Annotated in this window: 27 protein-coding genes; 11 read left to right on the top strand and 16 right to left on the bottom strand. The window is 69.6% G+C overall.

What is annotated here, in order from left to right:
- Positions 1–11: 11 nt before the first annotated feature.
- The 10 genes from KZC52_RS12005 to KZC52_RS11960 form a co-directional block, all read right to left on the bottom strand.
- Positions 12–815, bottom strand: coding sequence for an ATP-binding cassette domain-containing protein (locus tag KZC52_RS12005; RefSeq protein ID WP_247624271.1), 804 nt, complete (start codon positions 813–815; stop codon positions 12–14).
- Positions 812–1681: an ABC transporter ATP-binding protein gene (locus tag KZC52_RS12000; protein WP_247624270.1), complete on the bottom strand. Its 870-nt coding sequence runs from the start codon at positions 1679–1681 to the stop codon at positions 812–814. The genes KZC52_RS12005 and KZC52_RS12000 overlap by 4 nt, the downstream gene beginning before the upstream one ends.
- Positions 1682–1771: 90 nt before the next feature.
- Complete coding sequence (locus tag KZC52_RS11995; RefSeq protein ID WP_247624269.1) at positions 1772–3346, bottom strand: ABC transporter substrate-binding protein; 1575 nt, start codon at positions 3344–3346, stop codon at positions 1772–1774.
- 4 nt (positions 3347–3350) lie between these two features.
- Positions 3351–4301: an ABC transporter permease gene (locus tag KZC52_RS11990; protein WP_247624268.1), complete on the bottom strand. Its 951-nt coding sequence runs from the start codon at positions 4299–4301 to the stop codon at positions 3351–3353.
- Positions 4298–5248: an ABC transporter permease gene (locus tag KZC52_RS11985; RefSeq protein ID WP_247624267.1), complete on the bottom strand. Its 951-nt coding sequence runs from the start codon at positions 5246–5248 to the stop codon at positions 4298–4300. Before KZC52_RS11985 ends, KZC52_RS11990 begins: the two co-directional genes overlap by 4 nt.
- A 228-nt stretch (positions 5249–5476) precedes the next feature.
- The gene (gene solA, locus KZC52_RS11980; RefSeq protein WP_247624266.1) at positions 5477–6604 is read right to left on the bottom strand and encodes an N-methyl-L-tryptophan oxidase; all 1128 of its coding nucleotides are present in this window, start codon (positions 6602–6604) and stop codon (positions 5477–5479) included.
- A gap of 249 nt (positions 6605–6853) precedes the next feature.
- Entirely contained in the window at positions 6854–7171 is a 318-nt protein-coding gene (locus KZC52_RS11975; protein WP_247624265.1) for a GIY-YIG nuclease family protein, read from the bottom strand.
- 327 nt (positions 7172–7498) lie between these two features.
- Complete coding sequence (locus KZC52_RS11970) at positions 7499–8809, bottom strand: MFS transporter (protein ID WP_247624264.1); 1311 nt, start codon at positions 8807–8809, stop codon at positions 7499–7501.
- A 57-nt stretch (positions 8810–8866) separates the two neighbouring features.
- A complete protein-coding gene (locus KZC52_RS11965; RefSeq protein ID WP_247624263.1) occupies positions 8867–9838 on the bottom strand; it encodes an amidohydrolase family protein in 972 nt (323 codons plus the stop codon).
- Positions 9835–11133 (bottom strand): homoserine dehydrogenase, encoded by a 1299-nt coding sequence (locus KZC52_RS11960; RefSeq protein WP_247624262.1) that lies wholly within the window; start codon positions 11131–11133, stop codon positions 9835–9837. The genes KZC52_RS11965 and KZC52_RS11960 overlap by 4 nt, the downstream gene beginning before the upstream one ends.
- A 166-nt stretch (positions 11134–11299) precedes the next feature.
- Here KZC52_RS11960 and otnK point away from each other — a divergent pair, with 166 nt between their 5' ends.
- The 3 genes from otnK to KZC52_RS11945 are packed head-to-tail and all read left to right on the top strand — an operon-like array spanning position 11300 to position 14000.
- Positions 11300–12547 carry a 3-oxo-tetronate kinase gene (gene otnK, locus KZC52_RS17590; RefSeq protein ID WP_247624261.1) on the top strand — a complete coding sequence of 416 codons (1248 nt, stop codon included), beginning with the start codon at positions 11300–11302 and terminating at the stop codon, positions 12545–12547.
- On the top strand, positions 12531–13187 hold the full coding sequence (locus KZC52_RS11950) for a class II aldolase/adducin family protein (RefSeq protein WP_247624260.1): 657 nt from the start codon (positions 12531–12533) through the stop codon (positions 13185–13187). Before otnK ends, KZC52_RS11950 begins: the two co-directional genes overlap by 17 nt.
- 12 nt (positions 13188–13199) lie before the next feature.
- Positions 13200–14000 carry a DeoR/GlpR family DNA-binding transcription regulator gene (locus tag KZC52_RS11945; RefSeq protein WP_247624259.1) on the top strand — a complete coding sequence of 267 codons (801 nt, stop codon included), beginning with the start codon at positions 13200–13202 and terminating at the stop codon, positions 13998–14000.
- A gap of 198 nt (positions 14001–14198) precedes the next feature.
- On the opposite strand, the gene KZC52_RS11940 is transcribed toward KZC52_RS11945, so the two are convergent.
- The gene (locus KZC52_RS11940) at positions 14199–14897 is read right to left on the bottom strand and encodes a gamma-glutamyl-gamma-aminobutyrate hydrolase family protein (RefSeq protein WP_247624258.1); all 699 of its coding nucleotides are present in this window, start codon (positions 14895–14897) and stop codon (positions 14199–14201) included.
- A 138-nt stretch (positions 14898–15035) separates the two neighbouring features.
- Here KZC52_RS11940 and KZC52_RS11935 point away from each other — a divergent pair, with 138 nt between their 5' ends.
- The 4 genes from KZC52_RS11935 to KZC52_RS11920 all read left to right on the top strand — a co-directional run bounded on the left by KZC52_RS11935 (position 15036) and on the right by KZC52_RS11920 (position 17496).
- On the top strand, positions 15036–15947 hold the full coding sequence (locus tag KZC52_RS11935) for a LysR substrate-binding domain-containing protein (protein WP_247624257.1): 912 nt from the start codon (positions 15036–15038) through the stop codon (positions 15945–15947).
- 336 nt (positions 15948–16283) lie between these two features.
- Positions 16284–16610 carry a hypothetical protein gene (locus KZC52_RS11930; protein WP_247624256.1) on the top strand — a complete coding sequence of 109 codons (327 nt, stop codon included), beginning with the start codon at positions 16284–16286 and terminating at the stop codon, positions 16608–16610.
- The gene (locus tag KZC52_RS11925; RefSeq protein ID WP_247624255.1) at positions 16607–16909 is read left to right on the top strand and encodes a hypothetical protein; all 303 of its coding nucleotides are present in this window, start codon (positions 16607–16609) and stop codon (positions 16907–16909) included. The genes KZC52_RS11930 and KZC52_RS11925 overlap by 4 nt, the downstream gene beginning before the upstream one ends.
- Positions 16910–16974: 65 nt before the next feature.
- Entirely contained in the window at positions 16975–17496 is a 522-nt protein-coding gene (locus KZC52_RS11920; protein WP_247624254.1) for a DUF805 domain-containing protein, read from the top strand.
- A 17-nt stretch (positions 17497–17513) separates the two neighbouring features.
- Here the strand turns inward: KZC52_RS11920 and KZC52_RS11915 are convergent, their stop codons facing one another.
- Genes KZC52_RS11915 through KZC52_RS11905 form a run of 3 tightly spaced genes read right to left on the bottom strand, consistent with a single transcriptional unit; the run spans position 17514 to position 18204 of the window.
- Complete coding sequence (locus KZC52_RS11915) at positions 17514–17732, bottom strand: hypothetical protein (protein WP_247624253.1); 219 nt, start codon at positions 17730–17732, stop codon at positions 17514–17516.
- 11 nt (positions 17733–17743) lie between these two features.
- Complete coding sequence (locus tag KZC52_RS11910; RefSeq protein ID WP_247624252.1) at positions 17744–17995, bottom strand: hypothetical protein; 252 nt, start codon at positions 17993–17995, stop codon at positions 17744–17746.
- Positions 17995–18204, bottom strand: coding sequence for a hypothetical protein (locus KZC52_RS11905; RefSeq protein ID WP_247624251.1), 210 nt, complete (start codon positions 18202–18204; stop codon positions 17995–17997). Before KZC52_RS11905 ends, KZC52_RS11910 begins: the two co-directional genes overlap by 1 nt.
- A gap of 199 nt (positions 18205–18403) precedes the next feature.
- Between KZC52_RS11905 and KZC52_RS11900 the strand changes: the two genes are divergently transcribed.
- From KZC52_RS11900 to KZC52_RS11885, 4 genes are all read left to right on the top strand, one after another.
- Positions 18404–18772 carry a hypothetical protein gene (locus KZC52_RS11900; RefSeq protein ID WP_247624250.1) on the top strand — a complete coding sequence of 123 codons (369 nt, stop codon included), beginning with the start codon at positions 18404–18406 and terminating at the stop codon, positions 18770–18772.
- A 238-nt stretch (positions 18773–19010) separates the two neighbouring features.
- On the top strand, positions 19011–19715 hold the full coding sequence (locus KZC52_RS11895) for a hypothetical protein (protein WP_247624249.1): 705 nt from the start codon (positions 19011–19013) through the stop codon (positions 19713–19715).
- Positions 19716–19957: 242 nt separating this feature from the next.
- The gene (locus KZC52_RS11890; protein ID WP_247624248.1) at positions 19958–20650 is read left to right on the top strand and encodes a GntR family transcriptional regulator; all 693 of its coding nucleotides are present in this window, start codon (positions 19958–19960) and stop codon (positions 20648–20650) included.
- A gap of 95 nt (positions 20651–20745) precedes the next feature.
- Positions 20746–21285, top strand: a complete 540-nt coding sequence (locus KZC52_RS11885) for a hypothetical protein (RefSeq protein WP_247624247.1) — start codon at positions 20746–20748, stop codon at positions 21283–21285.
- A gap of 84 nt (positions 21286–21369) precedes the next feature.
- On the opposite strand, the gene KZC52_RS11880 is transcribed toward KZC52_RS11885, so the two are convergent.
- Both KZC52_RS11880 and KZC52_RS11875 read right to left on the bottom strand, forming a co-directional pair.
- Entirely contained in the window at positions 21370–22050 is a 681-nt protein-coding gene (locus tag KZC52_RS11880; protein ID WP_247624246.1) for a hypothetical protein, read from the bottom strand.
- 66 nt (positions 22051–22116) lie between these two features.
- Complete coding sequence (locus tag KZC52_RS11875; RefSeq protein WP_247624245.1) at positions 22117–22917, bottom strand: DUF7927 domain-containing protein; 801 nt, start codon at positions 22915–22917, stop codon at positions 22117–22119.
- Between the last annotated feature and the right edge of the window lie 74 nt (positions 22918–22991).

Raw genomic sequence — 22991 nt, 5'->3', positions numbered from 1 at the left:
CGAAGAGACCCTCAGCTCCGGTACAGCACCGGCATCGATTCGAGGAGCTTCTGGGTGTACGGATGCTGCGGAGCGTTCATGACCTGCTCGCCGGTGCCCTCCTCGACGACCCGCCCCTGGTGCATCACGGCCACCCGATGGGCGATGTGGTGCACGACCGAGAGGTTGTGGGTGATGAAGAGGTAGGTGACGCCGGTGTCCTTCTGCAGCTGCACGAGCAGGTTGAGCACCTGCGCCTGCACCGACACGTCGAGCGCCGAGGTGGGCTCGTCGAGCACCACGAACTCGGGTTCGGCGGCCATGGCCCGTGCGATCGCGATGCGCTGGCGCTGTCCACCCGAGAACTCGTGCGGGTAGCGTCCGGCGGAATCCATCGGCAGTCCCACGCGGTCGAGCGAGTCGGCGATCCGGCGGCGGCGCTCCTTCTGGCCGATGCCCGCCGCCACGAGCGGCTCGGCGATCGACCGGGCGACCGTGAAACGCGGGTCGAGGGAGTCGTTGGGGTCCTGGAAGACCATCTGGATGCGGCGGCGGTGCGTGCGCAGGGCGCGACCGCGGATACCGGTGACGTCGGCGCCGTCGAACTCGATCGTGCCGAGCGTGGGCTTGCGCATGAGCAGGATGGCGCGGGCGAGCGTGCTCTTGCCCGACCCGGATTCGCCGACGAGACCGAGCGTCTCGCCGCGGGGCACGTTGAGGCTCACGTCGTCGAGGGCGGTCATGACGTTGTCGCCGTGCCCGAATCGCTGGGTGATGTTCTTCACCTGCAGCACGTCGTCGGGAAGGGCTGCGGGGGTCTGCAGGGCGTCGGTCACGATGCCTCCTCGAGCACGGCGGGAACGCTGTCGAAGTCGTTCACGGCGGGGATGACGGCGAGCGGCGAGCGCACGGGCACCGAGGGCCGCGGGATGCTCTCGAGCAGCGCCCGGGTGTACGGATGCCGCGGGTCCTCGAGCACGCGTCGGGCCGAACCGGTCTCGACCACGCGTCCGCGGTACATCACGGCGACCCTCTCGCAGAGCTGGCCGATGACGCCGAGGTCGTGGCTGATGAACAGCACGCCCATGCCGGTCTCGTCGCGGAGGCTCTTGATGAGGTCGAGGATCTGCGCCTGCACGGTCACGTCGAGCGCGGTGGTGGGTTCGTCGGCGACCAGCAGGTCGGGGCCGGCGGCGACGGCGATCGCGATGACGACGCGCTGGCGCTGACCGCCGGAGAGCTGGTGGGGGTAGTAGTTCAGGCGCTTCTCGGCATCCGGCATCTGCACGAGCCGGAGGATCTCGAGGGCCCGGGCGCGCGCCTGCTTCTTGTCGGCCTTGCCGTGGATCTGCAGCACCTCGGCGATCTGGGCGCCGATGCGCATGCAGGGGTTGAGCGCCGACATCGGCTCCTGGAAGACCATGGATGCCTTCACCCCGCGCACCTGGGCCCAGTCGCGCTCGGTGGCGTCGTTCATGTCGGAGCCGGCGACGTCGATGCTCGCGGCGGTGACGCGGGCCGAGTCGGGCAGCAGCCCCATCATGGCGAGCGCGATGCTCGACTTGCCACTGCCGGATTCGCCGATCACGCCGACGATCTCGCCCTTGCGCACGCGCAGCGAGACGCCGGAGACCGACGGCGGGGCGCTGCCGTAGGCGATGCTGAGGTCTTCGACGCGGAGGGCGTCGGTGGCGTCGGTCATGCGCGACTCGCTTCTGTGATCGATACGGGAGAGAAAGCGGGGAGGGGTGCCCCGGCGCCTCCGGGGGGGAAGAGGCGCCGGGGCGGGGTGTCACTGCGTCAACCAGGCGTGGTCGAGAGCCGAGCGCGCGTAGAACGCGTCGTTCTCGTAGTCGTGCAGCTTGTTGCTGTCCCAGACCTCGAAGTACACCGGCACCGCGGCGGGCACGAACTCGAGCGCCTTGTCGGCCGCCTCGGTCGCGAGTTCCGCCACGAGCTCGTTGTACTCCTCGGGGGTGGCCGCCGACTTCGCCTGCACGAGCAATTCGCGGGCCTTCTCGGCGTCGGGGTTGCCGTCCCAGTGGTTGTAATAGCCGCCCTCGAGCAGCACCGGCTCGAGGTAGTAGGCCGCCGAGGCGCGCGGGCTGCCCGGGATCGCGACGAGGTCGGTCCAGGACTCGCCGGTGGTGAAGATCGGCGAGATCTCGGCGAGCGGCGTGGCCTTGAGGTTGAGGGTGATCCCCGCCTCGGCCAGCTGCTGCTGCATCATCTCGTAGACCGGGTGGTGCGCCGCGGCGACGTCACCCATGTAGCTGAGGGTGATCTCGGGGTTGGGCTGACCGGCCTCTTCGAGCAGACGCTTCGCCTCGTCGACGTCGCGCTCGTGGTACGGGAGCTTCGTGGCGTCGGTGGCGCCGGGGTCTCCGGCGGGCGGCACGAACGAGATGCCGGCGTTGCCGAGCATGGCGGTGTCGACGATCGCCTGTCGGTCGAGCGCGAGCGAGAAGGCGCGGCGCACGTCGACGTCGGCCAGCGGACCCGACTCCGGGTTCACGTAGACGGCGAGGTTCTGACGGAACGCGGCCTCACCGAGCGTGAAGCCCGACGAGGCGGCCTGCTGCGCGAGGCTGCCGTCGATGAACGACGCGGCCTGCACGCTGCCCTGCTGCACGGCGGCGAGCAGGGTGTTCTCGTCGGGGTACAGCTCGAACACGATCGTGTCGATGTAGGGCTCCTCGCCCCAGTAGTTCTCGTTCTTCTCCATCGTCACCGAGACGCCCTGGTTCCACTCGGTCACCTGGTAGGCGCCCGTGCCGACGCTCGTGGTCTGACGCTCTTCCTCGGTGGCGTTGCCGTAGGCCTCTTCGCTGACGATGAGGAAGGTCTGCCGCGCGGAGACCGCGTCGAGGAACGTGCCGTCCGGGGCGCTGAAGTGGAACGTCACCTCGTAGTCGCCGGTGGCCTCGACGCTGTCCATCAGGCTGAGGTAGGTGGCGTTCGTGCCGCCGTCCTTGCGGGTCTCGAACGAGTAGACGACGTCACCCGCGTCGAACGGGGTGCCGTCGGCGAACGTGACGTCGTCGCGCAGCTGGAAGACCCACGTCGTCTCGTCGGTCTGCTCCCACTCGGTGGCGAGGGCCGGCTCGATGGTGCCGTCGTCGTCTCGGGTGAGGAGGGTGTCGTAGGCCATCGAGTAGATGACCTCGGCGGCGATGGCCGAGGCCACCATCGGGTCGATGCCGCCGGCCGAGGGCTCGGCGGGCACGCCCCACGTGAGGGTTCCGCCGGCGACCGGGTCACCGGCATCCTCTCCGCCGGTGCCGGTACCGCCGCCGGACGTGCATCCGGCGATCGCCAGGGTCGCGACGGCGAGTGCCGCCACCCCTGCCCAGTGTCGTCTGTTCATACCTCTACTCCGTTCGGGTGTGCTGCGTGGATGTGGTGGTGCGGTCGGGGTTCGCCGGGCCGCGGCGCTTCGTGCGCCGCCCGAGCGAGAAGGCGGGCTCGCGCCGCGGGGCGAGGTAGTCCTGCATTCCGTCGGCGAGGAGGTTCCACGCGGCGGACAGCAGGATGATCACCAGCGAGGGCAGGATGATCAGCAGCGGCTGCAGCTGCATGAAGCGGGTGAACTCGCTGATCATGCGGCCGGCCGAGGGCTCGGGCGCCTGCACGCCCTGGCCGAGGTAGCTCAGCGCCGCCTCGATCAGCACGACCTGCGAGGCCACCGAGGCGAACTGCACGAACAGCGGGGTGAGCACGTTGGGCAGCAGGTGCTCGACGATCACGCGCGCCGGGCGCACGCCGCTGAGGGTCGCCGCGAGCACGAAGTCCCGCTCGCGGAGGGCGATCACCGGAGCCCGCATCACCCGGGCGAAACCGGGGGCGAACACGAGCCCGAGAGCGAGGATCAGCGGCCACGGCCCGTTGCCGATCACGACGCCGACGACGAGGGCGACGAGGATCGCCGGCAGGGCGAGCACCGCGTCGACGACGCGCATGATGACGGCATCCACCCATCCGCCGACGTACCCGGCCACCAGACCGAAGAAGGTGCCGATCACCGCGCCGAGCAGCGCGGCCGCCCCCGAGATGATGAGGCTGGTGCGGGCGGCGAGCGCGAGGCGGGTGAACGTGTCACGGCCGAGGTTGTCGGTGCCGAGGATGTGGTCGAGGCTCGGCGCGGCGAGCGCAGGGCCCGAGGCGACGAACGGATCGTAGAGCGGCGCGACCGTCATCCAGCCGGCGAGGATCAGGATGACGCCGAGGATGCCGGCGCCGCTCCAGAACGCGGGGCCGAACTTGCGGCGGGCCGGGCGCTTGCCGGCGACCTCGGCGAGGGCGAGTTCTCTTGTGACGGTCATCGCGTGTGCACCCTCACTCGGGGATCGATCAACGGATACAGCAGGTCGACCACGAAGTTGATCACCACGTAGACGACACCGATCAGCAGCACGGTGGCCTGGATGATCGGATAGTCGGAGGAGCGGATGCCGGTCAGCAGCAGTGAGCCCATCCCCGGCAGCGAGAACACCGCCTCGATGACGACGGTGCCGCCGACGAGCGCCGCGAGCTCGATGCCGATGACGGTCGTCACCGGGATGAGCGCGTTGCGCAGCGCGTGCCGGCCGACCAGTCGTCCGGGCGAGGCGCCCTTGGCGCGGGCGGTGCGCACGAAGTCCTGACCGAGGGTGTCGAGCAGGGTGCCGCGCGTGTACCGGGCGACGATCGCGGCGAGCACGATGCCGATCAACAGGGCGGGCAGGATCAGCACTCCGATCGCCCGCAGGGGATCGTTCGCCGCCCCCGCGTATCCCACGAGCGGGAGTCGGAGGGTGAGCGAGTTCACCAGGATGAGCACGGTGCCGAGCACGAACGGCGGCGTGGCCAGCAGCACGAACGACAGACCGCGCACGACGTGGTCGGGCAGGCGGCGCCAGCGGGTCGCGGCCAGCACACCGGCCGGGATGCCGAGCACGGTGCCGAACACGGTCGCCATCACCGCGAGGGTGAGGCTGAGCGGCAGGCGCGTCGCGATGAGGGTCGACACCTCGCCCGGCACGGTGATCGCGCGGCCGAAGTCTCCCTGCACGACGCCCAGCAGCCAGGAGAAGTACTGCGTGATCCACGGCTGGTCGAGACCGAGCTCGGCGCGCAGGGCCTCGAGCTTCGCGGGGTCGGGGTTGGCCGGGTCGACGAACGCGGCGAGCGGGTCGCCGGGGATGATCCTCACCATCGAGAACACGATGATCGAGAGGATGAAGAGCACGAACAGCGACGAGAGGATGCGCTGGATGATATAGCGGGTCACCGTCGTGTCACTCCCCCGTGCTCATCACGCGGTCGCGTGCGCCCGCTGTCGCGTGCGTGCGGGGTCCGAGAACGGAGGGTGTCGTCGATGACATGGCGGTCACGCTACCCAGCGCGCGAGGGCGTCTGTACGGTGCGGCGGCCCAGGGGAACGGTCGCATGATGGGCGAAACCTCCATAGCAGGGGCGGAAGAAGGGCGCGGCGATCGGGATGCCGCGGGCAGGCGGGTCAGACGACCATCGAGTCCGCCGCGGCGAACTCGCTCAGGTCGTCGGTCGACTCGCCGTCCAGGGCGAGCTCGGCGAGCACCCGACCGAGGGCCGGCGTGAACTTGAAGCCGTGACCCGCAGCGAGGCCGACGATGATGTCGGGGTGCTGCGGCAGCGCGCTGAGCACGAACCGGCGGTCCTTGGTGAGCGCGTACTGGCAGGTGACCGTGCGCAGTTCGGGGCCGGATCCGGGGATCACGTCGTGCATGAATCCGGTGAGCTGTTCGATGAGCTCGGGCGAGGGGACGAACGACCGGTTCTCGGGCGTCATCCGGTTCTCCGACACGTCGCGGGCGGCCTTGATGGTCGGCTCGCCGTAGGTCGGGAACCCGTAGTAGCACTCGTCGTCCTCCCAGATCCACACGGGGAAGACCGAGCGATCGTAGTTCTCGGGCTCGGCGGGGCGGAAGTAGCTGACCTGCTCCTGCATGATGTCGAGCGGGATCGTCGCACCGAGCGGGTCGAGGAGCGTGTTCGTCCAGGCATCCGTCGCGAGGATCACCTTGCCGGCGCGGATGTCGCCGTTCGACGTGTGCACGATCACGCCGTCGCCGTCGGGCGTGAGGCGCTCGACGGCGGTGCGGTCGCGGATGTCGGCGCCGTGCACGCGGGCGCGCATCTGCAGCGTCGCGACCGTGCGGGAGGCATGGGCGATGCCGGTGTCGGCCGTGTAGACCGTCTCGACGTTCTCGGGCACGCGGAACTGCGGCCAGCGCGCCTGCACCTCGGCGGGCGAGAGCAGTTCGTGCGCGACGTCGCACTCGGTGAGGGCGGTGGTGAAATCGGATGCCGAGTACGGGCCGTCGGAGGGGATGAGGATCACCCCGCCGGTGATGGTGAGCAGGCGCTCGCCCGACTCGGCCTCGAGATCGGCCCAGTCGCGGTACGCGGACTGGGCGAGGCGCACGTAGGCGGTGGATCCGTACGAGGTCCGCACGATGCGCGAGGTGTCGTGCGAGGCTCCCCGCACGTGACCGAGCTCGTACTGCTCGAGCGCGACCACCTTCGCTCCACGACGGGCCAGGTGGTAGGTGGCGGCGCTGCCGAGCGCTCCCATCCCGACGACTGCGACCTCGAACGACTCCATGATGCTCCGTCTCTTCCGCGGACGGTGCACACCACCGGCCTGTTGTCGTTCAGTGTGGATGCCGCCGCGGGGCCGTTGCTATGGGGCGATGTCCCATGTTGTCCGCACAGGAATGTGCCTTCGATACGCGTCCGACCCCGCAGATGACAGGCGTGGGCAGAAGGTGTTTCCGGCGCGTTTCGGGTGCAGCGGCGGGCCCCTTCGACAAGCTCAGGGACCCAGTTGCAGAGGCTGGGTCGCTGAGCCGCACTACTGGGTCGCTGAGCCTGTCGAAGCGTCCCTCCCCGAGGAACGGGACAGCCTCGGCAGATCTTCGCCCCGCTGCTCGATGAGCGCGATCTTCTTCGCCCGGCTCCAGCCCTGGATCTGCTTCTCCCTGAAGAACGCGGCGTCCACGGTGTCGAACTTCTCCGCGTAGACGACCACGACGGGTCGGCGGACACGAGTGAAGTGCGCCGCGAGCTCGTCATCGTGGTTGTGCTGCCACACGCGTGCGTCGAGATCGCCGTTCGTGCTTCCGGTGTAGAAGCATCCGTCGTTGCAGCGGAGGATGTACGTCCAGGCCATGGGCAATTGTCGGATGCCGTGAACGGCGCGTTCGCCCGCCTGGGGATAAGTCTCGTCGGGCAGGGCCCTTCGACAGGCTCAGGGGCCCAGTCCCCGACCGGGTCACCGAGCCGCGCCACCGAGTCGCTGAGCAGCACCGCTGGGTCGCTGAGCCGCACCGCTGGGTCGCTGAGCCTGTCGAAGCGTCCCCCACGAGACGCAGCTCCGCGGGGAGGGGCCCTTCGACAAGCTCAGGGACCCACTCCTCGAAACCGGGCCGCCGCCCACGACGAAGCCCCCGCAGACACGCTGTCTGCGGGGGCTCGGCCGGTCTCGGTAGCGGGGGGTCTACTTCGAGACGAGCTCCGACGGGAGGTCCTTCGCCGTGGCGACGGCGCGATGCTGCCGCACGGTCATCGTGAGGATCGCGCCGACGATCATGATGCCGCCCGTGATGTACAGGGCGACGGTCGCGACGCCGGTCGTGTCCTTCACGAAGCCGATCAGGTACGGTGCGGCGAAGCCCGCGAGGTTACCGGTCGAGTTGATGAGCGCGATACCGCCGGCGAGGGCGGTGCCGGCGAGCATCGAGGTCTGGAAGCTCCAGAAGATCGCCGGGATCGACAGGGCACCCGCGTTGGCGAGGCACAGGCCGATGATTCCCCAGACCGGGTCGGTGCCCGCGATGATGCAGATCGCGAAGCCGGTGGCGCTGAGCAGGAAGGCTGCGGCGATGAACTTGCGGCGCTCGCCGGCGCGGTCCGACAGGTAGCCGAACGTGACCATCGAGATGATCGCCGCGAGGCTGGGCAGCGCGCTGAGGAAGCCGATCTGCACGGTGTCGGTGATGCCCAGGTCGCCGATGAGGGTCGGCAGCCAGAAGCTGATGCCGTACAGGGCGAAGTTGTACGAGAAGTACACGGCGGTGAGCAGCCAGATCAGCTTGCTGGTGAAGACCTTGCGCAGAGGGGTCTCGGCCTCGTCGACGCGTTCGGCGGAGAGGAGGGAGCCGAGGCGATCGCGCTCGGGTTCGGTGAGCCAGGTGACCTTGCGATAGTCCTCCTGCAGGCAGAAGAGGATGACGACACCGAGGAGCACGGTGGGGATCGCCTCGATCACGAACAGCCACTGCCAGCCGGTGTGGCCCCAGACGCCGTCCATGCCGCTGAGGATGAAGCCCGAGACGGGGCCGCCGATGAGGCCCGACGAGGCGAGCGCGATGTAGAAGATGCCCCAGGCGCGTCCGCGGCGGCTGGCGGGGAACCAGTGCGCCATGTAGAAGAGGATGCCGGGGATGAAGCCGGCCTCGGCGACACCGAGCAGGAAGCGCAGCAGGTAGAACATCCACTCGCTGTCGACGATGAACATGAGGCCCGAGATCAGGCCCCAGGTGATCATGATGCGGGCGATCCACTTGCGCGCGCCGACCTTGGCGAGGATGAGGTTCGAGGGGATCTCGAAGATGAAGTAACCGATGAAGAACAGTCCGGCACCGAGACCGTAGACCACGTTCGAGAAGCCGAGGTCGGCGCTCATGGTGGCCTGCGCGTAGCCGATGTTCACACGGTCGAGGTACGAGAGGAAGAAGCCGAGCATCGCGAGCGGGAGCACGCGCAGCATCACCTTCCGGAAGAGCTTGTCGTCGTTGACGGTCGTCATGAGGGTCCTTCGTCGGTTCAGGGGGGTGTCAGAGGGTTTCGGGTGAGCGGTAACGGGTCAGACGGCGGGTACGTCGAGTCGGTAGACCCGCGCGGCGGTGCCGTGGAAGAGGGCGTCGAGTCCCGCGGCGTCGAGGCCGGCGGCGCCGGTGAGCATCGTGTCCATCACCTCGTCGAAGTCGGGGGCGGTCAGGGTCGCGACCGGCATGTTGGAGGCGAACAACGCGCGGTCGGCGCCGAAGATCGCGAGGGTGTCGCGCACGACCTCCTCGTTGGAGGAGCGGTCCCAGCGGTTGCGGTACAGGCCGAGCTCCGACACCTTGACGGCGGTGCCGGGCAGCGCGGCGAGGCGTTCCATGCCGTCGCGCCAGACGCGCAGGGCGTCGGCGTCGCGGTCGAGCGGCAGGCCGCAGTGGTTGATCACGACGGTCAACTCGGGGAAGTCCGCGAGTACGTCGGCTGCTTCGGCGAGGTGGTAGTACGGCACGCGCAGGTCCCACGAGAACCCGTGCGCCGCCAGCGCCGCGATGCCCTCGACCCACGCGGGGTCGTGGAGGGTGCCGGGGCCGGTCGCGGTCTCGTCGGCTCGTGCGGCGATGACGGGCTTCGAGCGGATGCCGCGCACGATGGAGCGCTGCGCGTGCCCGGCGAGCACCTCATCGCGGTCGGGCTGCAGGAATCCGACGTGAGCAACGGCGGCGATCGGGAAGCGTCCGCCGGTGGCGTCGCTGAGCCCCTGCAGGAAGTCGTCCTCCGCGACCTGTTCGCTCCGGCTGCGCTCGGCCTCGCAGTGCACGGTGCCGAGGATGGTCCAGCCCGCGGTCTCGGCGAGGTACTCGCGCGGCAGGAAGGTGCGGCGCATGGCGTTGTAGTCGCCGAGGAAGAACTGCTCGTTGTACTCGTCCTGGATCCAGGGCCAGTGGCCGTCGCCGTCGAGGTCCCAGAAGTGGTGGTGGGCGTCGATGATGCGCAGATCGTGCCCCTCGGGGAGGCGCGTGTCCTGGATCCGGCGAGCTGTCTCGATGCTCACAGCCGCACGCCCTCCACGAAGGCGGTGCGCACGTCGTCGGCCACGCCCGCGAGGTCGGCGAGGCGGATGAGCTCGCCCTCGGCGATGTCGCGCACGAGGCGTGCGCCGGAGAGCAGGTAGTACGCGGCCGCGAGGGTGTCATCGGCGTCGGTGACGGCATCCGCCCGATCGATGATGACGGGTGCGACGCCGTCGATCTCGTGGTGGTGACCACGCACCTCGAACGACTCTCCCGCGGCGAGCGCGCGGGCGGCGCGGGCGGCGAGCACCGTGTGGTGCCGGGGCTCGGCGAAAGTCGAGGTGCCCTCGACCAGAGCGTCGATCGTGAGCGGGGTCTCGACGCCCATGAAGTGGTACGGCCAGTAGATGCAGGCGTAACGACCCGAGCGCGAGACGATGTGACCCTTGCCGGCGAGCAGGTCCCAGGTCTCGGGGTCACCGGTGGTGACGATCGCGAACACGCCGCCGGCGAAGCTCGTCTCGCCGGGCAGGCGCAATGCCGAGAACACGTCGACCGTGCGGTCGGTGCCGATGATGCCGCCGTCCGCCCGGCGGGCGTAGATGTCGGCCAGCTCGCTGGGGCGGGCGACGGGGTAGTGCATGCGCTCGGTGTCGGCGGTGGCGCCGGCGTAGAGCGAGACGACGGCCATCTCGCAGGAGTCGGCGGCGGCGGCGCGCTTGAGCGGTGCGACGACGGATGCCCGGGCGGCGAGCGTCTTGTCGATGTCGTCGCCGAGGAACAGGTGGTCGGTGAGGGCGGATGCCTCGATCCGCTCGCCCTGCTGCTCGAGCACTCCGGTGGCGGGGTCGAAGACGAGATCGTACTCGCCGGACTTGCCGAGGGCGACGACCTCGAGGCCGACGCGCTCGACCCAGTCGAGCAGGCGCAGCAGGTTGGCGGGCTGGTCGCCGTCGCCGGGCAGGTAGCCGACGCCCTGGGCGCGGGCGGCGCGCGAGAGCGAGACACCGGCGACGCTCTCGATCTCCTTGCTGACCATGACGACGTGGATGCCGCGCTCGATGGCCTCGGCGGCGTAGCGGTAGCCCGCCTCGACGCGACCGGAAGCCTCGACGAGCACGTCGATCTCGTCCCAACGGATGTCATCGTGGCCGGGGATCGGCTCGGCGTCGGGGAGTCCGCCGAGGTCGGCGATGAGGGTGCGCACGCCGTCGACATCGGGGTCGATGAGCTGCGTGGCCGTCATACGGTCGATCGAGCGCAGCTGGGAGAGGAACGTGCGGCCGAAACCTCCGCGTGCGCCGGTGAGAGCGACGCGGATAGGAGCGCGGGTCATCGGTGGTCCCCTCTGCACGGGACGTTCCGTGCGGTCGTACGAGTGCAGCGGGAGCGGGTTCTCCCTGCGGCCTCGAACACTGTTTCACAGTCGTAAACATTTCTCAAATTTGTTCACAACAGTTCACACGTGATGGAATGGGGGCACCCACTCCCGAGGAGGAACCGTGATCGACATCGGCGCCGTCGCAGACGACTTCACCGGCGCGACCGACCTCGCCATCGCGCTGCGCCAGCGCGGGTTCCGCGCGATCGTCTCGATCGAGGACGCCCCGCTCGACCCGGCCGAGCTCGGCGATGCGGATGCCGTCGTCGTCGCCCTCAAGACCCGCACCGCCCCGGTCGGAGACGCGGTCGCCCAGTCCCTCCGCGCCGTGCGCGCCCTCGAGGCCCTCGGCTCCCGCCGCTACTACGTGAAGTACTGCTCGACCTTCGACTCCACACCCGAGGGCAACATCGGCCCGATCCTCGACGCCGTGCTCGACGAACTCGGCGAGACCCGCACGATCGTCGTGCCCTCGTTCCCCGACAACGGCCGCACCGTCTACCGCGGACACCTGTTCGTGCACGACGAGCTCCTCGAGCACTCCCCCATGCGACAGCATCCGCTCACACCGATGACGCAGTCGCGCCTGCGCGACATCCTCACCCCTCAGACCGCGCGCCCGATCCACGAGGTGGGGGCGGATGCCGTGTGGGCGGGCCCCGCGGCCCTGCGCAGCACCCTCGGCTCCGAGCCGGCCGGCTACACCGTCGTCGACGCGATGACCGACGCCGATCTCGAGACCATCGCGACCGCCGTCTCGGACTGGCGCGTCGTCACCGGCGGGGCGGGTCTCGCCCTCGGGATGACCGGACCGCGCCCCGGCACCCTCTCCCAGATCGAGGTCACCCCCGGCCGCCGCTTGATCGTGTGCGGCAGCGCCTCGGCGAAGACCCGCGCGCAGATCGCGCACGCCGCTCACACGCTCCCCAGCCGCAAGCTCGACATCGAGGCGATCGCAGACGATCCCGAGCAGGTCGTGGCCGACACGGTCTCGTGGCTCGAGACGCTCGACGCCGACAGCATCCCGCTGGTCTACACCGTCGGGTCGCTCGACGACATCCGTCGCGGCCCCGAGGGCAACACCGTCTCCGGCCGGATCGAAGAAGTGCTTTCGGCGATCGTCGACCGCGCCACCGCCGAACTCGGCGTCACCCAGGTGATCGTCGCCGGCGGCGAGACCTCGGGCGCGGTCGTGCAGCGCCTCGGCATCCAGCGCCTGCTGATCGGACCGCGCATCGCCCCCGGCGTGTGCTGGAGCGGCGCCGAAACCGCGCACGGCCCCGTCACCATCGCTCTCAAGTCGGGCAACTTCGGCGCCGACGACATGTTCACCACCGCCTGGAGGGCGCTCGATGACCACTCCCACTGACGCACTCATCGCGGCCGGCGCACGCGTCGCCGCCGCCGGCATCAGCCCCGGCAGCAGCGGCAACGTCAGCATCCGCGTCGACGACGTCGTGTACATGACCGGCACCGGCACCGACCTCGGCCGCCTCACCGACGCCGACATCGCGGTCGTCACCCGTGGCGGTGAGCACCTGCGCGGCGCGAAGCCGTCGAAAGAGCTGAGCCTGCACCTCGGGTTCTACGCCAAGAACGTCGAGCACACCGCCGTCGTGCACCTGCACTCGCCGTTCGCGGTCGCCGCGAGCTGCCTCGAGCCATGGTCCGAGTACAGCGCCATCCCGCCCCTCACCCCCTACTTCGTGATGCGCGTCGGCCAGACGCCGCTGGTGCCGTTCCGCGTGCCGGGCGACCCCGACCTCGCCGCGCAGATGCTCGCGCTGCCCGGCCCGTTCCGCGCCGCACTGCTCGCGAACCACGGTCAGATCGTCTCGGCACCCGGCCTCGATGCCGCCGTCGAAGCGGCGATCGAGCTGGAGGAGGCGTGCCGCATCGCGCTGCTCACCGACGGCAAGCCCCGCCGCCTGTTGCCGCCGGAAGACGTGCGCGCCCTCGCCGATCGCTGGGGCACTCCCTGGACCGAGGAATCCACCCTCGTTCGCTAGGCTGACGACGACATGACCCCCTCCGACGACGCCACCGCCACGCCGCTCATCCCCGAGCAGCGGCGCGAGCTGATCGTCAAGCACCTGCGCCGCGAGGGCGTGCTCAGCTACCGCCAGCTCACCGGCATCCTCGGCGTCAGCCACATGACGATCCGGCGCGACATCGCCGTGCTCGAAGAGGCCGGCCGCGTGCTCGCGACCCCCGGCGGGGCGAAGATCGCCTCGCGCCTGGTCACCGAGCCGTCGCGGTTCGAGAAGGCTCGTCAGGACGTCGCCGAGAAGGACGCGATGGCCCGCCACGCGGCATCCCTCGTCACCGAGTCGATGACCATCTACCTCGACGCCGGCACGACCATCCAGGCGATGCGCCCGCACCTCGAGACGGTGCAGGACCTCACGGTCGTGACCAACGACCTCGCCATCATCGCCGCGTTCCTCGACCACCCCACCGCCGACATCATCGCCATCGGCGGACGCGTCGAGAAGGCCAACCAGTCGACCACCGGGCGCCTCGCCGCTCTCACACTGCACGAACTGTCGATCGACATCGCGTTCCTCTCGTCGTCGTCGTGGGATCTGCGCCGCGGCGTCACGACCCCGACCGAGTCGAAGATCGCACCGAAGACCGCGGCGATCGAGAGCGCGAGCGAGACGGTGCTCGTCGCCGGCAGCTCGAAGTACGGCTCGTTCGGCCGCTACCGGGTGTTCGACCTCGAAGACCTCGACGTGATCGTCACCGATGCGGGCCTGAGCGACGCCACCGCCGCCGGCATCGAAGAGCGCGGCGTCACGGTCGTCCGCACCGGCGTCTAGACCCGTCCCGAACCGGGTCGCTGAGCCACCTACCGGGTCGCTGAGCCTGTCGAAGCGCCCCACGACACACCCGGCTCCTGAGCGAGCGCAGCGAGACGAAGGGCCCCGCTCCGCAGGAGATCACACGCAACGCAGGATCGGATGCCGCAAACGCTCCTCCGTTACGCGAGAACTCCTCCGTAACACGGGGCGGGACTCCTACGCCACCAACTCCCCCGCATGCACCGCCCGCAGCAGCGCGCCGAACTGCGTCGCAGCGGTGAGCGGATGCTCAGGATGCCACTGCACCCCCAGCAGGGGCAGGGTCTCGTGGGCGATGGCCTCGATCACGCCGTCGTCGGATCGCGTGAGCGCCATCAACCCCTCGCCGAGTTCGTCGATGGCCTGATGGTGTGTGCACAGCGCGGGCGGCGCGAGCCCCGGCGCGACGGCCGCGAAGTCGAGCGTCGTGGCGATGAACGGCTCCGCCCCCGGCCCCCGGTGCCCGGGAACGTGCTGCAACAGGCTCCCGCCGAGGGCGACGTTGAGCAACTGATGTCCCCGGCACAGTCCGAGCAGCGGGCGCCCGGCGCCCACGGCATCCATGATCACGGCGATCTGCAGCCGGTCTGCGCGGCGTTCGTACGGCGACCTTCGCGGCCGACGGTCCTCCTGACCGTAGAGTCCGGGTTCGATGTCGTCGCCGCCGAGGATCACGACCACATCGGCCTCGCGCGAGGCCTGCCGCAGCTCGGGCTCGGGGTCTTCGGCCGCGGCGTGCAGCGAGGCGGTCCATCCGAGCCCCTCGACGGCGGCGACGGCCGCCTCGTTGAGCGAGTCGAGGAGGGCCTGGTACCCGGCGGCGGCGCGGGGCCGGTGGGTGCGCACATGGAAGAGAGCGACGTGCGGGGCGGTCATGCGGATGCCTCGGTCATGGGTACTCCTCCAGCACCAGGAAACCGTGCGAATAACCCCAGGTCAAATGCGTTATTGATACCTTTTCGCTCGCAATCTTCCCGTAACGGAGCGGTAATACGAGACACGTATCGTGCCCTCATGGAGCTCCGTCAACTGCGCTATTTCATGGCCGTCGCCGACGAGCTCCACTTCGGCCGCGCGGCCCAGCGGCTGCACATGTCGCAACCCCCGCTGAGCGTGCAGGTGGGCAGGCTCGAGCAGGAGGTCGGCACCGCGCTGTTCGAGCGCAGCACCCGTCGCGTCTCGCTCACCCCGGCCGGCCGGCATCTGCAGGAGCGCGCCCGCCGCATCCTCGACGAGGTCGAATCGGTGCGCTCCGACATGCGCGACTACGTCGATGGCCTCGCCGGTCACCTCACCGCGGGCTTCGTCAGCTCGGCGAACTACACCCTGCTCCCCGGCGTCGTGCAGCTCTTCCGCGCCCGCCGCGAGAAGGTCACGCTCAGCCTCGTTCCGCTCACCTCGGGCGAGCAGTTCGCCCGGCTGCGCGAGGGCACGCTCGATGTCGGCATCGTGCGTGACGAGGTGCCGCCGCAGGGGCCGGCATCCGTTCCCCTGACCTGCGAGGTCGTCTTCGAGGAGCGCCTCGTCGCCTGCCTGCCCGTCGACCATCCGTTGGCCGGCCTCTCCGAGGTCACGGCCGAGCAGATCACCGGTGTACCGATGATCACCTACCCCCGCGCGCTCATGCCGGGCTTCGTCGATCGCGTCGCCGAGGTGCTCGGGGCGAGCGGCCGCACGCCCCGAGTGATCGAAGAGGTCGCCCACCAGGAGACCGCGCTCGGCTTCGTCGCCGCGGGCATGGGTGCGAGCATCCTGCCCGAGTCGGTGCGCCAGCTCGTGCCGCCGTCGATCGCCGTCGTGCCGCTCGCCGGCTCACCGACGACCCAGCTGCTCGCCGTTCGCCAGGCCCGGGCCGGGAGCCCCGTTCTCACCGCGTTCATCGACTGCCTGCACGACGCCGCCCGGTCGCTGCCCGTCTCGGCGTAGTCCCCGGCATCGGCTTCTCACCCCGGACCCGCCGAAAACTCACCCCGGTGGTCGCGTCACGAAAACCGATATACGGCGTCTTAACCAGTGAAGGGCTTCTTGCCTTCGCCGGCCTCCCCGCCGGCAGCCGGCCTCCCCGCCGGCATCCGATCCAGGTCCCCACGACCGGATCCCGAGGGAGGGCGCCCCAACGCCCTCCCTCTTCTCTGTGCCGCCGACGCTCGCACGCGTCTCGATGAGCGGATGCCGCCACTCAGGCGCCGTCCAGAATCAGTCCGTATCGTCGCCGACTCGCTGTCCATCCTGGGGAGGGTCGACGAGCGAAAGGGGATCCCCATGTGGGAGACCGTTGTTCCTGCCCTCTACGCGATCATGCTGGCTTTCTGGATGTTCATCGCCGGGACGCTCATCGCGTCACGATGCCGCGGCAGGCTCGACCGCAACAGGCGAACCATCGCGATGCTGGTTCCGATGTGGGTGATGATCGGCGCTCTCTGGTTGTGGAAGTACCCGGCGATCGAGCCCCTCTGGCTGCAATACCTGCTCCTGATCGCGCTGCCCGCGGTCGTGGGGGCCGGCGTCGCGGGGATCATCGGCCATGTGCGGGCCAGCCGCTCGACCGCTCCTCACGAGGATCGCTCGATCTCGGAGGGAGCGCGATGACCGACCAGCTCGCCACGACCATCAGCATCGCCGTCGCGATCGCACTGGCACTCGTTTCACTGGCGTATGGCCTCACCCTCGGCCGCCTCCGTCGCCACAAGCGGGAAGCGCGCGGCCCGGCGCGACCCTGCAACCTCGGCGCGATGATCTTCTTCTCCGCCGCGATGCCCGGAGGCATCGTGTTCCTCTGGAATCGCCCCCTCTTCGATCCGGTCCTGCAGATCGCGCTGCTCTGCATCCTCCCGGCGCTGATCGGCTACGGCATCCACGCGGTGGTCCGTCGACACCGGGAGCCCTGAGCCGTCGCCGCCCTGATCTCCCTGTTCCGCGAGAGGATGGTCTCGGCCCACCCTCGAGGAGACCCATGTCCGCAGCATCCGCTCCCCTGTCCCAGCCGCTGTACCGCGCGACGTTCGCGCAGGCGGTGAGCCGGTTCTTCCGTCAGTTCGCGACGTTCACCGGGCGGGCCTCGAAGAGCGAGTTCTGGTGGGTGGCGCTGTTCGTTTTCCTCGTGACGCTCGTGCCGAACGCCCTCCTGACCGTGGGCCTCACCTCCGGCATCACGCACTCGATCACCAGCCAGCTCACGGTCTCGGCCGGCACCGACCTCGACTCCGCGATGCCGGTCGGCACGACGGGCGCGGCGATCCTCGACGACCCGACGGCCGCACTGCTCATCCCGCTCGGGGCCGCGATCGGCGGCGTCATCGCCCTCGCGCTCGTGGTGCCGTGGCTCGGCCTGACCTGGCGCCGCCTGCACGACGCGGGCCTCGCCGGGGCGTGGTTCTTCCTGTCGTTCCTCCCGGCCGTCGGCGGTCTCTTCCTGCTCGTGCTCATGCTGCAGCCCGCCAAGCGAGAGGGCCGCCGGTTCGACCCGGCTACCTGACGCGGCCGCCCGGCCCCTCACGCCCGGCGTCGTCGCCGTGACCGCGCCTCCTCGTCGAGCATCCGCCGCCGCTCCCGCCACCCCAGGAACAGGGCGACCGAGGCGATCACGAGACTGACGAGCGCGGCGACCCCCACCCATACCCCCGCGGATCCGACCACGAGCGCGAGCCCGAACAGCACCCCAGCGGCGAGGAACAGCACGCCCTGCACCAAGAACCAGCGCCAGCGCGGCATCCGCCCGCCCCTCAGCCCTCGCCCCGCACGGAATCGGATGCCGCGGCCACCGCCCAATACCGGCGACTGCTCGGTCGGCGCGGCGTCGCGCGTTCGCGCGCCCGCTCGCGCAGCGCGAGCGAGAACCCCAGCGCCGAGATCGAGAACACCAGGATCAGCGTGAGGATCGCCTCGATGACGTGCCGATCGTCGCAGGCGAGCAGGAGCATGCCGCCGACGACCAGGAACACGAGCCCCTGCAGCAGATACGCCAACGTCGTCATCACGGGCGCCGTTCCGTGTGGGTCACCCGACGCTCACGACGGCGCTCGCGCAGCGCCCGGGTGAGCATGATCCCCGATGACAGGAACGCCGCGGGCACGACGAGTGCCACCCACCAACTGGCGCCGACCGCCGCGATGACGAGCGAGAACACCATCGCGCCGACGAACAGGATCCCCGCCTGCCCGAGATTCCACTTCCACTGATCCATGACCGTTCCCCCTCGCATCGCGCCGGCGTCGCCTCACACGCACGCCCCCTCATCCACATGACGAGATCGGCCTCGCGATCGGTCGCACTCCGTCCCATCCGGCTCGATTTCGAGCACCCGCGTAAGAAATCGCCCCCTCGCTCGTCTCCTAAGGGGGCATCGCGCCCGCATCGTTCGAACCGGGGAAAGGAACGACGACATGAGCGAGGGAATCCCTCTCTGGTCACCGGGTTCGCTGACCGCGCCCGACTCCGCCGCGCACGCGCGCTTCCACGTGCACGCCGACGCGGATGCCGTGGCCGCCGCCGTCGAACAGATCGTGATCGGCGGCGAGCACACCGATCTGCAGGTCGACGATTCGCGACAGCATCTGCGATTCCGCACGAAGCGCACGATCTGGAACTGGGAGATGGAGGTCGGCGTGACCTCGACCCCGATGCGCCGCGGGTGCGAGGTGCAGATCTCGCTCGACGTCGCGCCCGACCGCCCGTTCAGCCCGCACGACGCCGAGAAGAACGCCGCCGCGCTCGAGCAGATCCGCTGGCAGCTCGAATCCGCCGTCGGTTGATTTCCGGAATCTGCGACAGATTCCTGCACTCCATCCGTCAATAGATGTGGAAGCGGAGTCTCGGTCTTCGCTTCCGCCCTCGATCCGGGAATATCGAGGCCACAGGTGGGCGGCATGGGGGTGTCGTCCACCGCAGGTGGCCGGCATCTCTTGCATGCGGATGCCGGCCACCCCGGTGGGGATTACTCCCCATGTCCACTGCCATAGCGGCCGCACAGGTTTCGCTATGCTCGGGCGCATGACCCTGGCTACCGTCCAACACCAACTGTCCACGCCCGAAGGTTTCGCGAAGGCGGTCGACGGCAAACGCACCGTCTCGAGCCTCGGCTGGACGAGCCTCGGGCTCGGCGCCGCGGCGTTCGCGTTCAACCTCTTCTCGACCGGTCAGGCCGTGGACTGGGCGTGGGAGTACATCCCGCAGCTGCTCTTCCGCCCCGACCTCTTCGAGTACTCGAGCGGACGCAGCGAGGTGTGGTCGTACGTCTACTCCTTCGCCCCGCTCATCCTCGTGCCGCTCGGCATCATCCTGCTGATCGTGCACTTCGCGACGCGCAAGAACGCGGGCGCGAACCTCTTCACCGACTTCCAGTCGCGCGGCTGGGTCGGCAAGCAGCGCTACACCGGGCTGCAGGTCAAGAACGGCAACCAGACGGTCGACACCGTGCTGATCTCGCACCCGAGCATCCCCGACGAGAGCTTCGACGCGATCGCCCTGCAGTTCCAGACCTACGTCACGAGCCTCGATAAGAAGGCGCTCAAGGCGTTCACCACCAGCGCGACGAAGGCGGGCGTGCTCACCGGCATCCCCGCCGCGGTGATCGCACCGGGCATCCCCGCCGAGGTCGTCATCGCCCCGACGCAGGGCAAGAGCGAGTTCGCCGTCGTCGTTCCGCCCGCTCCGGGCACGACCGGCAAGTTCAAGGTGCTGCCGATCAAGAGCTGATTTCCTGCACTCAGTCGCCGATTCGACGAGCGAGCGTCAGATTCCTGACGCTCGCTCGTCAATCTTTTGAGGGGTAGTCGGTTCCCTCATCTACGCGGCGGCTCCAGGGGAGTGTCGCGTGAAGGGGGCGGAGTGTGGTGCGCCGCTCCCTTCACCCTCCACAGTGAGTCGATTGGTGAGAGATGAGCGTCATCCTGGACGAAGTCCGCGTACGGCCCCGCAAGGCATCGAAGAGGGCGCGGATGCCGAAGGACTTGGCTCTCACCGACCCCCTCCCGGGAACGCTGGGAGTACCCCGCGCAGAGGCGTACCTGGGTGGCGAGCCGCGGCGTGAGCGTCGCTATCTCGGCGACGAGGCGTTCCTCGAGATCGGAACGGCCATCGCGTCAGGCGTGCTCGAAGACGGCGAGCTGCTGCGCGACCGCGAACTGGCCGAGCAGATGGGCATCTCCCGAACGCCGGTGCGCGAAGCGATCTTGCGCCTGCAGCAGATCGGCATGATCGATGTGCTCCCGTCTCGAGCTACGCGCGTGACGCCGCTGACCCGCCAGATCGCCGAGGACTGCCGGCGCTGGGCGGGCTACTGCGGGGGCATCGCCGCCCGCCAGGCGGTCGCGTCGCTGTCGACGACGGATGCCGAGACCGCCGTCTCCCGCATCGATGGGTTGCTCGAGGCCATCGGCTCGCCCGCCGAGGCGGCGACGGCCGCGCTCGACCTCCTGCTCTTCCTGTCGGCTCGCGCCGGCAGCTCGATCCTCCACGCCGAGCTCACCGAGCGCCAGTTCTCGCTGTTGCGGGCACTGCGCCGGCTCTCGTACTCGTCGCGCGAGGTCGACTCCGCGCGCAGGGCCAGCCGCGAACTCGCCACCGCGATCGCACGCCGCGACGGCGACGGCGCCGAGACGGCGATGCGGCGCATCTTCGGCATCCGCTGATCTCGTTCCGGTGGCGTCACTGAAGCACCGTGAGAATCAGCGCGGTGACTCGTCTTCTCTCCTGACACCCTTTCCCGGAACCAGAGGAGCCCACGGTGGAAGCCATCGGGTTGTACGCCCTGCTCGCCTTCGTCATCGTCGTGCCGATCGTGTGGGCGGTGATCGGCCGACGGGTCCGCGCTCGGGCCGCTGAGGCCGGGACGACGGCGGGCGTCAGCCTCGAGAAGCGCGTGCGCGCGTCGTCCGCTACCCGCCTGCACGGCGACGCGGTCGCGATGGGTGCACGACTCGTCTTCGCCGATGCACCACGAGGGAGGGCCACGGTCGACTCCGCCCTCGCGGGAATCAAGGCCGTCACCCGTATCAACGGCGACACGTGGCACATCGCCCACGGTTCACCGCGCGCGGTCACCGCCGTGTGGGCCGTCGACGAGCACGACCGAGGCGTCTTCTACGCGGCCCGGGCCACCGAGACCCTCGGCTCGCTGATCGCGACGCACACGTGGAAGAAGGTGCTCACGAAGATCCAGGAGCTCGCCGCGGCGCAGGGAGTCGAGGTGGAGGCATCGGTCTCGGCGCTGGTGCGCACCGACGAGAAGGATGCCGGCGACGCCGTGTGGGTCGCCGCCCTCTGAGCACTGGGGGCGGGCCCTTCGTCTCCCTCACCCGGTCCCTGAGCGAGGAGCGCAGCGACGAGACGAAGGGCGCCGCCCCGAGGCTCAGCGCTCCTCGGCCTCGGCATCCGTCGGCTGCGACTCGCGCCGCGCGTACCCGACCCATGCGTCGCGCTTGGCCGCTTCCTCTGCGGCGCGACGACGGCGCTGCAGCACGATGAACACGACCGCGAGCACGATCAGCACCACGACCAAGCCGATTCCCACCGAGAGCAGGATGCCGGGCAGCGGACCGACCTCGGTCTGCACGTCGTCGACACCGTCGATCGGGTCCGCCGAGGCGGTCCGCACGAGCGGACTCGTCCCATCGCCGACGTAGAGGCTGAGCAGCGCGGTCGCCCGCAGCTCGGCCTCGGGGATGTCGCCGATCCGCGCGGGGATCTCGATCGTCTTCGTCTCGGCCGCTCCGAGGGTGAGCGACCAGGTCGCCTCGTTTCCGTCGACCTCGGCCCCGTCGAGCGAGCCGAGTGCGACGTAGGTGGGCGGGGTGAGCACCACGCGGGCCTGAACGGCCTCACCCCTGTTCACGATCTCGGCAGTGTAGGTGATCCGCTCCCCCGCGGCGAGAGCCTCGGCGTCGCTCGTGAGCGTGACCGCGATGTTCGGCGCCGACTGCTCGGCGGCGGCCGCCGGAGCCCCACCGAAGCCGAGCAGGCCCAGCACCGGCAGTGCGATCGCGAGCACGGCCGCAAAACGGGTGACAGTTAAGAGATGTATGCGTGACATGTCGTGGATGCGGTGAACGGGCGAGGCCTGATGGCCCCGCCCGTTCACCTCTGCCTTACTTCTCGATTACTCCGTGATGTTCTGACGACGGCGCACCAGGAGCAGTGCGAGTCCGGCGAGGATCGCCAGCGTCGCGACTCCGAGGCCCCCGCCCACGATCCACGGGTTCAGACCCGTGGTCGCCAGCGGCGGGGCCGGCGGCGTGACCGTCGTGGTGACCGAGCACGCGTCGCCGCACGCTCCGCCGTCACCGGGGAGCACCGCGTTCACGAGCTCACGGTCGCCCGTGAGGGGATCGTTGACCGTGACGCTGTAGGTGACCGAGACGACCTGGCCGACCTCGAGCGCACCCGCCCAGCTCAGCACCGGAGCGGTGTAGGTCGCGCCGTTCGTCGCGTCGCCGTTGTAGGTCGCGTCGTCGAGCACCTCCGACAGGTCGTCGGTGAACGATGCCGGCGTCTCGTCGGTGTACGCGACCGCACCGGTGTTGCCGATGGCGATCGTGTAGGTCACCTTCTGACCCGCGGCCGTGGTCTCCGTGTCGACCGACTTAGAGACCTCGTACGCGGAGATCGGCGTGTTCGTGACGCACGAGCCCTCCTCGAGGCACTCGCCGCCATCACCCGGGGTGACGGTATTGGCGAGGTCGAGGTCACCGGTCGCGGGGGCGTTCACGGTCACCGAGTAGGTCAGCGTGACGCTGTCCTCGACGGGGATCGCGAGCGACCACGACAGGATCGGGGCGGCGTAGGTCGCACCGTTCGAGGCGTCGCCGTTGTAGGTCGCATCGTCGAGCACACCCGAGAGATCATCCGAGACCGTCGCCGGGGCATCCGCCGTGAAGGCAGCGGCACCGGTGTTGGTCACTGGGGAGGGTCGAATGGGGAGAAGGCTCCCCACACTCAGTTGACGGGTCCAGCGACGGAATCTGTCGGTGGCAC

Source organism: Microbacterium galbinum (genome assembly GCF_023091225.1).
GTDB classification, from domain to species: Bacteria; Actinomycetota; Actinomycetes; order Actinomycetales; family Microbacteriaceae; genus Microbacterium; species Microbacterium galbinum.
The sequence above is the reverse complement of the archived record's forward strand: the minus strand, read 5'-3'. Positions and strand labels throughout refer to the sequence as shown.

Bases quoted from the DNA above. Each gene is read 5' to 3' on its own strand.
- KZC52_RS11960 (WP_247624262.1), bottom strand. From the start codon at position 11,133: ATGACCCGCGCTCCTATCCGCGTCGCTCTCACCGGCGCACGCGGAGGT.
- KZC52_RS11930 (WP_247624256.1), top strand. From the start codon at position 16,284: ATGTGGGAGACCGTTGTTCCTGCCCTCTACGCGATCATGCTGGCTTTC.
- KZC52_RS11895 (WP_247624249.1), top strand. From the start codon at position 19,011: ATGACCCTGGCTACCGTCCAACACCAACTGTCCACGCCCGAAGGTTTC.
- KZC52_RS11880 (WP_247624246.1), bottom strand. From the start codon at position 22,050: ATGTCACGCATACATCTCTTAACTGTCACCCGTTTTGCGGCCGTGCTC.
- KZC52_RS11910 (WP_247624252.1), bottom strand. From the start codon at position 17,995: ATGACGACGTTGGCGTATCTGCTGCAGGGGCTCGTGTTCCTGGTCGTC.
- KZC52_RS11935 (WP_247624257.1), top strand. From the start codon at position 15,036: ATGGAGCTCCGTCAACTGCGCTATTTCATGGCCGTCGCCGACGAGCTC.
- KZC52_RS11925 (WP_247624255.1), top strand. From the start codon at position 16,607: ATGACCGACCAGCTCGCCACGACCATCAGCATCGCCGTCGCGATCGCA.
- KZC52_RS11900 (WP_247624250.1), top strand. From the start codon at position 18,404: ATGAGCGAGGGAATCCCTCTCTGGTCACCGGGTTCGCTGACCGCGCCC.
- KZC52_RS11990 (WP_247624268.1), bottom strand. From the start codon at position 4,301: ATGACCGTCACAAGAGAACTCGCCCTCGCCGAGGTCGCCGGCAAGCGC.
- KZC52_RS12000 (WP_247624270.1), bottom strand. From the start codon at position 1,681: ATGACCGACGCCACCGACGCCCTCCGCGTCGAAGACCTCAGCATCGCC.
- KZC52_RS11940 (WP_247624258.1), bottom strand. From the start codon at position 14,897: ATGACCGCCCCGCACGTCGCTCTCTTCCATGTGCGCACCCACCGGCCC.
- KZC52_RS11950 (WP_247624260.1), top strand. From the start codon at position 12,531: ATGACCACTCCCACTGACGCACTCATCGCGGCCGGCGCACGCGTCGCC.
- KZC52_RS11920 (WP_247624254.1), top strand. From the start codon at position 16,975: ATGTCCGCAGCATCCGCTCCCCTGTCCCAGCCGCTGTACCGCGCGACG.
- KZC52_RS11995 (WP_247624269.1), bottom strand. From the start codon at position 3,346: ATGAACAGACGACACTGGGCAGGGGTGGCGGCACTCGCCGTCGCGACC.
- KZC52_RS11890 (WP_247624248.1), top strand. From the start codon at position 19,958: ATGCCGAAGGACTTGGCTCTCACCGACCCCCTCCCGGGAACGCTGGGA.
- solA (WP_247624266.1), bottom strand. From the start codon at position 6,604: ATGGAGTCGTTCGAGGTCGCAGTCGTCGGGATGGGAGCGCTCGGCAGC.
- KZC52_RS11945 (WP_247624259.1), top strand. From the start codon at position 13,200: ATGACCCCCTCCGACGACGCCACCGCCACGCCGCTCATCCCCGAGCAG.
- KZC52_RS11905 (WP_247624251.1), bottom strand. From the start codon at position 18,204: ATGGATCAGTGGAAGTGGAATCTCGGGCAGGCGGGGATCCTGTTCGTC.
- KZC52_RS11915 (WP_247624253.1), bottom strand. From the start codon at position 17,732: ATGCCGCGCTGGCGCTGGTTCTTGGTGCAGGGCGTGCTGTTCCTCGCC.
- KZC52_RS11975 (WP_247624265.1), bottom strand. From the start codon at position 7,171: ATGGCCTGGACGTACATCCTCCGCTGCAACGACGGATGCTTCTACACC.
- KZC52_RS11970 (WP_247624264.1), bottom strand. From the start codon at position 8,809: ATGACGACCGTCAACGACGACAAGCTCTTCCGGAAGGTGATGCTGCGC.